Annotated in this window: 13 protein-coding genes and 1 tRNA gene; 6 read left to right on the forward strand and 8 right to left on the reverse strand. The window is 67.1% G+C overall.

The annotated features are described in order from the left end of the window. The first annotated feature begins 65 nt into the window (after nucleotides 1-65). On the forward strand, nucleotides 66-527 hold the full coding sequence (locus AAC997_RS11660) for a hypothetical protein (protein WP_340645867.1): 462 nt from the start codon (nucleotides 66-68) through the stop codon (nucleotides 525-527). Here the strand turns inward: AAC997_RS11660 and AAC997_RS11665 are convergent. From AAC997_RS11665 to AAC997_RS11690, 6 genes are all read right to left on the reverse strand, one after another. Further along, nucleotides 524-1,123 (reverse strand): phosphoribosylglycinamide formyltransferase, encoded by a 600-nt coding sequence (locus tag AAC997_RS11665; RefSeq protein WP_340645868.1) that lies wholly within the window; start codon nucleotides 1,121-1,123, stop codon nucleotides 524-526. The two genes, AAC997_RS11660 and AAC997_RS11665, sit on opposite strands and share 4 nt — an antisense overlap. Beyond that, a complete protein-coding gene (locus AAC997_RS11670; protein ID WP_340645869.1) occupies nucleotides 1,123-1,947 on the reverse strand; it encodes an MBL fold metallo-hydrolase in 825 nt (274 codons plus the stop codon). Before AAC997_RS11670 ends, AAC997_RS11665 begins: the two co-directional genes overlap by 1 nt. Beyond that, nucleotides 1,944-2,720 (reverse strand): TatD family hydrolase, encoded by a 777-nt coding sequence (locus AAC997_RS11675; protein ID WP_340645870.1) that lies wholly within the window; start codon nucleotides 2,718-2,720, stop codon nucleotides 1,944-1,946. The genes AAC997_RS11670 and AAC997_RS11675 overlap by 4 nt, the downstream gene beginning before the upstream one ends. A gap of 7 nt (nucleotides 2,721-2,727) precedes the next feature. Next, entirely contained in the window at nucleotides 2,728-3,726 is a 999-nt protein-coding gene (locus tag AAC997_RS11680) for a DNA polymerase III subunit delta' (RefSeq protein ID WP_340645871.1), read from the reverse strand. After that, the gene (gene tmk, locus AAC997_RS11685; RefSeq protein WP_340645872.1) at nucleotides 3,719-4,366 is read right to left on the reverse strand and encodes a dTMP kinase; all 648 of its coding nucleotides are present in this window, start codon (nucleotides 4,364-4,366) and stop codon (nucleotides 3,719-3,721) included. The genes AAC997_RS11680 and tmk overlap by 8 nt, the downstream gene beginning before the upstream one ends. Before the next feature lie 112 nt (nucleotides 4,367-4,478). Continuing rightward, nucleotides 4,479-5,474, reverse strand: coding sequence for a septal ring lytic transglycosylase RlpA family protein (locus AAC997_RS11690; protein WP_340645873.1), 996 nt, complete (start codon nucleotides 5,472-5,474; stop codon nucleotides 4,479-4,481). Between the two features lie 210 nt (nucleotides 5,475-5,684). Between AAC997_RS11690 and AAC997_RS11695 the strand changes: the two genes are divergently transcribed. After that, the gene (locus tag AAC997_RS11695) at nucleotides 5,685-7,280 is read left to right on the forward strand and encodes a PAS domain S-box protein (RefSeq protein WP_340645874.1); all 1,596 of its coding nucleotides are present in this window, start codon (nucleotides 5,685-5,687) and stop codon (nucleotides 7,278-7,280) included. Beyond that, complete coding sequence (locus AAC997_RS11700; protein ID WP_340645875.1) at nucleotides 7,277-7,651, forward strand: response regulator; 375 nt, start codon at nucleotides 7,277-7,279, stop codon at nucleotides 7,649-7,651. Before AAC997_RS11695 ends, AAC997_RS11700 begins: the two co-directional genes overlap by 4 nt. 2 nt (nucleotides 7,652-7,653) lie before the next feature. Here the strand turns inward: AAC997_RS11700 and AAC997_RS11705 are convergent. Further along, nucleotides 7,654-7,743 (reverse strand) — tRNA-Ser (locus AAC997_RS11705). 12 nt (nucleotides 7,744-7,755) lie between these two features. After that, nucleotides 7,756-8,325: an elongation factor P gene (gene efp / locus AAC997_RS11710; RefSeq protein ID WP_215340680.1), complete on the reverse strand. Its 570-nt coding sequence runs from the start codon at nucleotides 8,323-8,325 to the stop codon at nucleotides 7,756-7,758. 108 nt (nucleotides 8,326-8,433) lie between these two features. Here efp and epmA point away from each other — a divergent pair, with 108 nt between their 5' ends. From epmA to AAC997_RS11725, 3 genes are all read left to right on the forward strand, one after another. Then, nucleotides 8,434-9,480 carry an EF-P lysine aminoacylase EpmA gene (gene epmA, locus AAC997_RS11715; protein WP_340645876.1) on the forward strand — a complete coding sequence of 349 codons (1,047 nt, stop codon included), beginning with the start codon at nucleotides 8,434-8,436 and terminating at the stop codon, nucleotides 9,478-9,480. Nucleotides 9,481-9,523: 43 nt separating this feature from the next. Beyond that, nucleotides 9,524-9,904, forward strand: coding sequence for a hypothetical protein (locus AAC997_RS11720; protein ID WP_340645877.1), 381 nt, complete (start codon nucleotides 9,524-9,526; stop codon nucleotides 9,902-9,904). 51 nt (nucleotides 9,905-9,955) lie between these two features. Continuing rightward, nucleotides 9,956-10,531, forward strand: a 576-nt coding sequence (locus AAC997_RS11725; protein ID WP_340645878.1) for a TolC family protein, incomplete at its 3' end; no start/stop codon positions are given.

The raw sequence follows: 10,531 nt of genomic DNA on the forward strand, positions 1-10,531 counted from the left end.
ACATTGACAGTGACATCTCGCGTGCCACAAGACGCGAAGCTTCACTGTGTCAGGGGGACTTAAGGATGAACGTCGGCGAGCAAACCCTTGAGCCTAACGAGAAGATCGCCGCGATCATCACCGCCGAGCTGCTGCTGCGCATCGCCTGCAACATGAACAAGGAATTCGGCGCCGACTACAACGGCTTGGTTGTCTATCTGACCATTCTGGCCACCAGTCTTGGCCGGGTATTCCGCGCGGGCGGTTTCGATTCGGCGGTGGATCCGGACCTGATGGGCCTTGTGAACGCTCAGGGCATTTCCCGCGCCGGGGTCTCGCGAACGACCGGCATTCCCAAGGAAACAGTGCGGCGCAAGGTCGAGGACCTGATCGCCCGGGGGCTGGTGCGAGAAAGCAGCAAGGACGGATCTCTCAAGCCGAACTTCGACGCCCCGGCTCCGAACTTCACCGATCACATCATTCGCAACACCATCTCAATCCGGCGGTTCGGCCGTGAGTTGCGGCGCCACGCCGGGATGGAACTCTAGGGCAGCTGAAGCCGGCCGGTGGCGACCGCCAGAAGGGTCTCCACAAAGAACAGCGGCTCGAGGGCGGTGATCCGCGCCTCCAGGCTGTCGACCGTCTCACCGGGATCAAGGGGCAGGTCGCGCTGGGCCAGGACCGGCCCGCGATCGTACTCCTCGTCGACAAGGTGGATGGTGGCGCCGCTCACCCGGACTCCGGCGGCGATCACCGCTTCGTGGACGCGGCGGCCATACATGCCCTCTCCGCCAAACTCCGGCAGGCGACCCGGATGGATGTTGATGACCCTGTTGCGGTAGCGCGACAGGGTGGCGGGTCCCAGCTTGCGCAGATAGCCGGAGAGCACGATCAGCTCGACGCCCGCTGACGTCATGGCGTCTCGCAGAGCCAGGTCGGCTGCGGCCGGATCGCGCTCGGTGGGGAGCCACAGGTGAGGCACGCCCACCGCTGCGGCGAACTCAAGCGCGCCGCTCTTGCGGTTGTTGCTGACGACAAGTCGGGGCTCAGCAGGCAGCCGCCCGTCTCGGATAGCCCCCACGATGGCGCGGAAGGACGAGCCATTCTTCGACGCGAGAAAACCAAGCTTAAGCGACGAAGACATCAGAAGAATGTGCCGTTGAGTTGATGTTCAAACCGCAACCCGTCGAAGGCCGGTTCGACGCCTGGCGGCAGCTTGGATTTCAGGTGCTCATAGTCGAGGTCTATATGCATATTGGTCAGGATCGTGCGGCGCGGTTTCAGACGCGAAACCCACTCCAGAGTCCGCGCCACGTGCGCGTGTGTGGGGTGGGGCGTCCAGCGCAGGGCGTCGACGATCCAGACATCCAGGTCCGAGAGGGCCGCGAAGGCCGCCTCGTCCAGGTTCACCACGTCGCTGGAATAGGCCACGTCACCGAACCGATAGCCAACCGATCGGACCCCGCCATGGTCCTGGTCGAAGGTGACGACCGGAATTGCGCCGGATGGCCCGGGCACATCCCAGGCCTGACCATGCGGCGGGATCAGCCGCAGGTCGGCGATGCCGGGGTAGCCACCCTCCCCTTCGAAGATGTAGCCGAACCGGCGCTTGGCCGAGACCGCCGTGGCCTCGTCGGCATGGCAGGGGATACGCGCCCGCTGGCGTATGAAAAAGGCGCGGATATCGTCGATGCCGTGGATCTGGTCGGCGTGGTCGTGGGTCAACAGCACGGCGTCCATCCGCCTTGCGCCCGCGTCCGAGGTCTGGCTGACCAGGTCGGGCGACGTGTCGACGATCAAGGTGGTGGCGGCCTCCGGAGGCTCGGCGGTGCGTCGTACCAGCAGCGAGCACCGGCGGCGGCGATTCTTTGGATTCTCCGGATCGCACGCACCCCAGTCGCCATCGGCCCTTGGGACACCCCCGGAAGAGCCGCAGCCCAGGATCGTGAACTCCAGGGCCCCACTCATGGCCGCGGAATTCTCTGGAAAAGGCTGAAGAAGGCATCCTCGGTTCGCTGCTCGGCCTCCTCACGGCCCCAGCCCCGAACCTCCGCCAACTTGACGAGCACGTCGGAAATGTAGGCCGGCTCGTTGCGGCGGCCCCGGTGCGGCACCGGCGCCAGATAGGGGCAGTCGGTCTCCACGATGATCCGGTCAGCCGGCATCTCGCGGACCACGGCGCGGACGTCCTCAGCGGCCTTGAAGGTGGCGATGCCGGACACCGAGAACCAGGCGCCCAGCGCCGCGCACCGCGCCGCCAGTTCAGGCCCAGAAGTGTAGCAGTGCATCAACAGGGCGAACGGCCCTCTCGCATGCTCTTCCTCGAGGATGTCGCCCATCAGCTGGTCGGCCTCGCGGGTGTGGACCACCAGGGGTAGGCCGGTCTCGCGGGCCGCGATGATGTGCTGACGGAAGACGTCGGCCTGCAGGTCGCGGGGGCTGAGGTCGTAGTGGAAATCCAGGCCACACTCGCCGATCCCCACCACGCGTGGATCGGCGGCATGGTCGATCAGGGTTTGAGCCGTCAGGTCGGTGTGGTCCTTGGCCTCATGGGGATGGGCGCCGACCGTACACCAGATGTCGGGATGATCGGCGAGCGCCCGCACCGCCGGATAGTTCGGAATCCTGTCGCAGATATTGACCATCAGACCGACCCCGGCGGCGCGCGCACGTTCAATCACCGCGTCGCGGTCCTCGTCGAATTGCGGGGCGTGCAGGTTGACGTGACTGTCGATCAGCATGACGGGCTCAGGCGCGCGCGGCGTCACGCAGTTCGGAAAGCGCCGTGAACAGGGCGTCCGCGCGATCAAGGTTCACGGCTTCAACCTCGCGCGGCAGGCGCTGCAGCGTCTCCCATGCCGAGGCCCAGCGATCAAGGCCGGTGAAGCCGTCATGGGCCTGGGCGAGGACGCGGGCATGGACCCGTTCGGCCAGTCGCTCAAACAGCAGATTGAACTGGTTGGCGCCCTCCCCGCCCCGGAACTTGTCGGCCAGAGACAGGGCCGCGGCCTCGTCCACCTGAGGCAGGTCCCGAAGCAGGTCCTTGGCCGCGTCGTCGATGGCCACGGCGCCGGCATTGGCCAGCGCCCAGGCCCGGCCCGGCGCCCCCACCGACATGCGCGCCAGGCGGATGGCGTCTTCGGCGTTGGCGCTGGTGCGCGACTGGACAAACGCGGCGGTGTCGCCCTCCGAAAGGCCGTGGAAGGTCAACCGTCGGCAGCGGGAGCGGATTGTGGGCAGCAGCCGGCCCGGCGAGTGGGAGATCAGCAGCAGAATTCCGCTGGGCGGGGGCTCCTCCAGGGTCTTCAGCACGGCGTTGGCGCTGTTGGTGTTCAGGTCGTCGGCGGCGTCGATGATCGCCACCCGATGCGGAGAGCTGGCCGGCGACTTGGAGAAGAACTCCGAGAGCTTGCGAGCCTCGTCGACCGGGATGACCTTGCGCGGCTTGCCGTCCTCGCCGACCCGCTCCAACACCAGGATATCGGGATGGGAGCGCGCCATCATCTGCCGGCTGACGGGATGGCCCGGATCAGCACCCAGGGGGCCGTACTCCAGTGCGGCAGGCGCTCCAAGAAGGCGACGTGCGGCGCGATAGGCGAAGGTGGCCTTGCCGACGCCTTCAGGCCCGGTCAGCAGCCAGGCGTGGTGCAGGCGCCCCCGGGCGCGACTGGCTTCGAAGGAGGCCTCAGCCGCCTCATGGCCCTGCAGCTGGAACACCTCGCGCGGGTGCGGAATGTTCTCAGCCATGGACTGGCAGCCGGCCGGTGACGGCCGCCCAGATGGCGGCGTCGACCCCCTCAATGCCGTCGGCGGCGTCCACGAGCACACAGCGGTCGGGCTCAATGGCCGCGATCTGCTGGAACGCGGCGCGCAGGCGTTCGTGGAAGGCCGCCCCCTTGGACTCAAACCGCGTCTCGGAGTGGCCCGACTCTGTGGCGTGGGTGTCCGCACGGGCCAGCCCCACCTCCACGGGGAGGTCAAAGACCAGGGTCAGGTCGGGACGGACCTGCGCCAGGACGTGATGCTCCAGGGCCGCGATGAGCTCCGGCGCCACGCCACCGGCCCCACCCTGATAGGCGCGGGTCGAATCGGCGAAACGGTCGCACACCACCCACGCGCCGCGCTCGAGGGCAGGTATGATTGTCCGCTCGATGTGGTCGCGCCGGGCGCCGTACATCAGTAGCGTCTCGGTTACCGGGCTCCAGCGGTCGGCGGAACCGGTGAGGACCAGGGCGCGGATGGCCTCGGCGCCCGGCGACCCGCCCGGTTCGCGGGTGGAGACGACCTCGACGCCCGCAGCCTCCAGGCGCGCGACAAGGCGTCGGACCTGGGTGGATTTCCCAGCGCCCTCCCCGCCTTCGAAGGTGATGAACTTGCCACGCGACACCGGCGCAACATGGCCGGTTCGCGCGGTTTGTCGAGGCCTAGAGAGCGCCGGGACTAAGTGAAAAACCGGCTAACTCGCCCGGCGCGCTCTCCACTTTTGAATCTGGGGCGGTTTAGAAGGGCCTCAGGACCCGAGCCTCGGCAAATCCGTAGGAGGCCACCTTGTCGCGCAGCCCCCAGGCCTCGCCTTCGTCGACTCCGCCTTGCACGACGACACGGTAGAGGGTGACGCCATCGCCCCGCTGGATCGGCTCGATCGTCGCCTGCCCGGCGGCGGAAAGCTGGTCCACGACGCGCTGCGCATTGCTCCGGTCGCTGAAGGCGCCCGCCTGGATTCGGTAGGCGTTGGCGGGGATCATCCTGGGCGCGCTGCTGTAGACGGGCGCAGCCGAGGACACCGGCGGAATCTGTGTCGAGGCGATGGCCGCGCCGGTGATCGGCGGCAGACTGGCGGCCGCCACGGAGACGGGCGCTGGTGGTAGGTAGGTCGGCAAGGGCGCGGAATAGGCTGGCGGAATGTAGTTGGGCGACGAGTAAGCAGGAGGCGGTGCGACATTGCTCGCGTCGCGCTGGGCGGCATTTGGACCGCCTAGCTGGGCGGGGCCAACGTATTTGACCCGGACATTGGCCAGACCCTTGCGGTCATAACCAAGCTGGCGCGCCGCTTCTTGGCTGAGGTCAATCACCCGACCGCCGACGAAGGGGCCACGGTCATTGACGCGGACCTGAAGCACCTTGCCGTTGTCGAGATTGGTGACCTCGACCATCGATGGCAACGGCAGGGTCGGATGAGCCGCCGACACCAGGTTCATGTCGAAGGTTTCACCGTTGGCGGTCGGCTTCAGGTGAAAGTCGTTGCCGTACCAGGAGGCCGTGCCGGTGGCGTTGTAGTGAGGATCTTCGTGCGGCACGTACCAGATGCCTGCCACTTGGTAAGGCGCACCCACCTTGTAGCGGCCGCCCGCACCGGAAGGCGGCCCGCCGGTCGTGGCGTCCGGCAGCTTGCTGGCAAGTCTGGGGTGGGGCGTGGCGCAGGCCGCGAGCGCAGCGCCGGACATCAATATGATAGCGAGAGTGCGCGCCTTGGCGTTGTAACGATGGGCGTTCATGGCCGCGAATCCTTCTTCCCACGCGCCCCCCAGCGCGCGGTTCTGGCATCGACAGTGCCTGTAAGGGTTTGAACGGCGGTTAAGGAAGAAGGTTAATCCGTTAATCCTGCGTCGAATCTCCCGGAGCCAATATACCCTTGCGGGTGGGGCGTAGACTTCGCGCATTGCGATATCCCAATCTCGCCTCCCCGATGGTTTGTGAGGTCTGGCATGTCGATCTGGGACTGGCTTCTGAACCCGTCAGGCCTGACGCCACATGGGTTTTGCCTGAGCTGGGCGCCCGGCCTGGTGGCCCTGCACGCCGGCTCCGACGTGGTGATCGGCCTGGCCTACTTCTCCATTCCGCTGGCGATCGCCACCTTCGTCCGGAGGCGTCCCGACCTGGAGTATGGCTGGGTGGCCTATCTTTTCGTGGCCTTCATCCTGGCCTGCGGCGCGACCCATCTATTCTCCATCTTCACGCTGTGGGTGCCAGCCTACGGGGTGGAGGGGCTGCTGAAGCTTCTCACCGCGATCCTGTCCATCGCCACGGCGGGCATTCTGTGGCCGCTGATCCCCCGCGTCGCCGCCCTGCCCTCCACGGCGCAGCTGGAGCAGCTGAACCTGCGCCTGCGCGACAGCGAGCAGGAAGCGCGCCTCTCTAACCTCGAGCTCGAACGGCGAGTCGCTGAGCGCACGGGACAACTCGAGCGCGCGAACGCCCAGCTGACGGAAGCCTTGGCGGAACGATCCCAGGCCCAGCAGGCTCTGGCGCGGAGCGAGGCCGAGTTCCGAGCCAGCTTTGAGGCTGCCGCGGTCGGCAAGATCCAGACCGATCCCGTCACTGGGAAGTATATCCGGGTCAACCATGCCTTCGCCCAGATGCTGGGCTATGAGCCCGAGGAGCTTATCGGCCAGGACGGTTGGAGCTTCACTTGGCCTGAAGATCGCGATGAGGGACGAGAGGGATACGCCCGCCTGCTCTCGGGCGAGGTGAGCACCTATCACCGTGAGAAACGCTATCTGAGGCGCGACGGACAGCCGGTCTGGGGACGGCTGTCCGGCTCCATCGTGCGCGATCCGGACACCAACCAGCCGCTGCTTTCCATTGGCGTGGTGGAGGACGTCGATGACCGCCACAAGGCGCAGGCGGCCCTGGAAGCGGCGAAGCAGGATTTGGAGGCCATGGTCGCGGCGCGGACCGCCGCCCTGGCCCAGCGCGACCTGCTGCTGCGCGAGGTCTATCACCGGGTGAAGAACAATCTCCAGGTAGTCGACAGTCTGCTGGTCATGCAGGCCCGCCAGACCTCCGATCCTGCGGCCAAGGAGGCCCTGCTGAGCCTGCGCAGCCGGGTCTACGCCCTGGGCCTGGTGCACCACCAGTTGATGGGATCGGCCAATCTCAACACCTTCGATGTCGCTCCCTTCCTGCAGGAACTTGCCACCAATGTGGTGGAGGGCGGAGCGGACCAAGACATCGAACTCAATGTCGAGGCCATTCCTCTCGAGGTCGGCCTCGACTTCGCCATTCCCCTGGGCCTGCTGGTGACCGAGCTGGTGACCAACGCGCTCAAGCACGCCTTCCCCGACGGCCCTGGGATAATCGAAGTGGTTTTGGAACGTGGCGAAGATGGCGGCATTGCGCTTATCGTCTCAGACAACGGCGCCGGTTATCCTGCGGGGGGGGCGTCTGGCGACAGCGCGGGGGCGGGTTTGGGCATGAGTATTATCAAGGGCTTGGTGGCGCAGATGCGAGGCGCGATGTCGGTGCGGACGGAGAATGGGACCCGGTGCGAGATTCGCCTGGCCGCGCCGGTGGCTCCTTGAGCGACCTGGCCGATTGCGTCCTGATCGTCGAAGACGAATTCCTGATCGCCGAGGGCCTGCGGTTTCAGGTCGAGGAAATGGGAAAGGTGGTCTGCGCGATCGCCGCTACCGCCGATGACGCCATCGCCGAGGCTCAGGCGCACCGGCCCAGGATCGTCCTGATGGACATGCGCCTGCGGGGCGAGAAGGACGGCGTCGACGCCGCCCTGGCGATCTACGACACCGTGGGCTCGAAGGTGATCTTCATCACCGGGTCGCGGGAGCCGGCGACCATGGCGCGCATCGACAGCGATCATCCTGCAGCGGTTCTCTTCAAGCCGCTTTCAGACCGCCAGTTGCGCAACACCATCGAGGATGTGCTGGCGCGCTAGGTTGGCGGACGGGGTGGGATTCGAACCCACGGTGGGCTCTCACCCACGGCGGTTTTCAAGACCGCTGCCTTAAACCACTCGGCCACCCGTCCAGGTCAGAAATCCTAGTCCTTGGCGCGTTCCACGTAGGAGCCGTCTTCGGTCAGGATCACCACGCGGGTGCCGGGCGCGATATAGGGCGGGACCATGGTGCGCAGGCCGTTGGAGAGCACGGCGGGCTTGTAGGACGACGAGGCGGTCTGGCCCTTCACCGACGGCTCGGTGTCGACGATCTCGAAGGTGGCCAGGCGCGGCAGGGCCAGGGCGATGGGCACGTCGTTATGGGTCGAGAGCTGGACGATCATGCCCTCCTGCAGGTAGGGCGCGGCGTCGCCGATCACGTCCTCAGGAGCGGTCAGCTGGTCGAAGTTCTCGGGGTTCATGAAGTGGAACCCGTCGCCGTCCTGGTAGAGGAAGGTGTGGTCGCGCTCGTCGACGAAGGCCTTCTCCACCGATTCCGTGGTGCGGTAGCGTTCCGACACCTTCACGCCGTCAGAGATGCGCCGCATGTTGAGCTGGGTCACCGGGGTGCCCTTGCCGGGGTGGATGTTCTCGGCGCTGAGCACCACGTAGAGCTTGTTGTCCATATCGACGACGGCGCCCTTGCGGAGCGAGCTGGCGGCTACCTTTGGCAAGTCATTCGTCCTTTGGTCGCGGCGGGCCATCGGCCGGCGCGTTGTGCTAGGTTCCTGCGCTCCTATAGCGATCCGGGCCAGGATCGCCAGCGTCTTGGAGCCGCGATCTTGACCTCTCCCCTGCCCTCGCCCTGGTGGCGGCCCGAGAACCATCAGGATCGCAGGCCGTTCCTGATGGGGCGCAACGCCATCCAGAGGGCCGTCCGGGGCTGGTTCGAGGGCCAGGGATTCACCGAGGTCGATGCGGCCGCCCTGGCGATTTCGCCGGGCAACGAGGCCCATCTGCACGCCTTCGCCACCGAGGCGATCACGACCGATGGCGAGCGCTCGCCGCTTTATCTGCACACCTCACCGGAGTTCGCCTGCAAGAAGCTGCTGGCGGCGGGGGAGACGAAGATCTTTGATTTCGCAAAGGTTTGGCGCAACCGCGAGCGCGGCGCCCTGCACCATCCTGAGTTCACGATGCTGGAGTGGTATCGGGCCGAGGCGCCCTATGAGCGCCTGATGGACGACTGCCAGAGCCTGTTGGCGCTGGCGGCCGAGGCGGTGGGGGCCGAGGCCCTGCGGTTCCGGGGCCATGCCTGCGACCCCTTCGCCGAGGCGGAGCGCGTAACGGTGGCCGAGGCCTTCGAGCGGTGGGCGGGGGTCGACCTGCTCATGTCGGTGGCCACGGATGGAACAGTCGACCGTTCGGCGCTGGCGGATCAGGCGCCCGTCCGGGTGGCCGACGACGACACCTGGTCCGATATCGTGTCCCGGATTCTGGTGGAGAAGATCGAACCGCACCTCGGAATGGGCCGACCGACGTTGCTCACCGAGTACCCGATCGCCCAAGCGGCCCTGGCGCGGCCGAAACCCGGAAACCCCAAGGTGGCCGAGCGTTTCGAGCTCTATGCGTGCGGCGTGGAGCTGGCGAACGCCTTCGGCGAACTGACCGATGTTGACCAACAAGTGCGTCGTCTGACCGTCGAAATGGATGAGAAGCAGCGCATCTATGGTGAGCGCTATCCCATCGATGAGGACTTCCTGGCCGCGCTGGCGGTGATGCCGCAGGCCAGCGGGTCGGCGCTGGGCTTCGACCGGCTGGTGATGCTGGCGACGGGCGCGGCGCGGATCGACCAAGTGATCTGGACGCCGGTTCCGGGCCCGACTTGAGACTCAGCCTCAGACGCCGTAGTCCTGCGGTGTGAGCCGGTTGATGACCTCTTCGTTCAAGACGCTTGTCACGATGTTCTGCATCGCGCTGGCGCTGCTCTACGCCACCGCCTCGGCCGCCAGCGTGCTGGACGGGGTGCAGCACCAGGGCCAGGCGTCGCATCATCATGAGCACGGCGGCTTCAACGAGCTGTCCTTCGACGATCACCATCAGGACGGCGACACCGAGACGAACCATGATCCCGGCAGCGGCCACCATCATCACGCCGATGGCCCGCAGGGCCTCGTCGTGGGTGTCGAGGGGCGGCGCGTGCTCGGGGCGAGCGCCGGAGACCGTCTGGCCATACTGTCGGACCACCTGATCGTCAGTCCGGGCTCACCGGGTCCGGAACGTCCTCCCAAAGGCCTTGCCGTCCGCGTCTGAGCCCCCGCGTCGCCCGACGTGGGCCGATCCACGTCTGCTGAGTGACCCTTCATGCCAAAGCCTTTCGACGTGCGCCCAGGGGCGCCGTCCCGCCGTCTGCTGACGGCCTGCGCCTTCCTGTTCGCGACGGTCAGTTTCGACGCGCTCGCCGAGCCCCTGACCCTGCCCGAGGCCCTGACGCGGGCCGCGGCCTTTGACCCATCCCGCCCCGCCGCCGCCGCGCGCATGCAGGCCGCGCAGGCCGGAATTCGACAGGCCGGGGTTCGACCCAACCCCAGCCTGGGCGCCGACCTGGAGAACTTCGCCGGAAGCGGCGACATCGGCCTGGCGGACCGCTCCGAAGCCACGCTCTTTTACGAGCAGACCTGGGAGCGCGGCGGAAAACGGGAGGCCCGCGTGGACGTGGCCCGAGCCGAACTGGCGGTGGCGCGCAGCCGGGCCTCGGTCCGCGCGCTGGATCTGCTGGCCGAGGTGCAGGCGGCGTGGATTGAGGCCCTGGCCGCAGAGGCCGCCATCGCGGTGGCCGAGGAGCGGCTGGCCGTCGCCCGGCGCCTGGAGGGCGAGGTGGAACGCCGGGTGCGCGCGGCGCGCGACCCGCTGTTTTCCGGCGAGCGCGCCCGCGCCGCC

Origin of the sequence: Phenylobacterium sp. (assembly GCF_037968635.1) — a bacterium.
In the GTDB taxonomy this organism is placed as follows: domain Bacteria; phylum Pseudomonadota; class Alphaproteobacteria; order Caulobacterales; family Caulobacteraceae; genus Phenylobacterium.

Bases quoted from the DNA above. Each gene is read 5' to 3' on its own strand.
- AAC997_RS11660 (WP_340645867.1), top strand. From the start codon at position 66: ATGAACGTCGGCGAGCAAACCCTTGAGCCTAACGAGAAGATCGCCGCG.
- AAC997_RS11665 (WP_340645868.1), bottom strand. From the start codon at position 1,123: ATGTCTTCGTCGCTTAAGCTTGGTTTTCTCGCGTCGAAGAATGGCTCG.
- AAC997_RS11670 (WP_340645869.1), bottom strand. From the start codon at position 1,947: ATGAGTGGGGCCCTGGAGTTCACGATCCTGGGCTGCGGCTCTTCCGGG.
- AAC997_RS11675 (WP_340645870.1), bottom strand. From the start codon at position 2,720: ATGCTGATCGACAGTCACGTCAACCTGCACGCCCCGCAATTCGACGAG.
- AAC997_RS11680 (WP_340645871.1), bottom strand. From the start codon at position 3,726: ATGGCTGAGAACATTCCGCACCCGCGCGAGGTGTTCCAGCTGCAGGGC.
- AAC997_RS11690 (WP_340645873.1), bottom strand. From the start codon at position 5,474: ATGAACGCCCATCGTTACAACGCCAAGGCGCGCACTCTCGCTATCATA.
- AAC997_RS11695 (WP_340645874.1), top strand. From the start codon at position 5,685: ATGTCGATCTGGGACTGGCTTCTGAACCCGTCAGGCCTGACGCCACAT.
- AAC997_RS11720 (WP_340645877.1), top strand. From the start codon at position 9,524: ATGACCTCTTCGTTCAAGACGCTTGTCACGATGTTCTGCATCGCGCTG.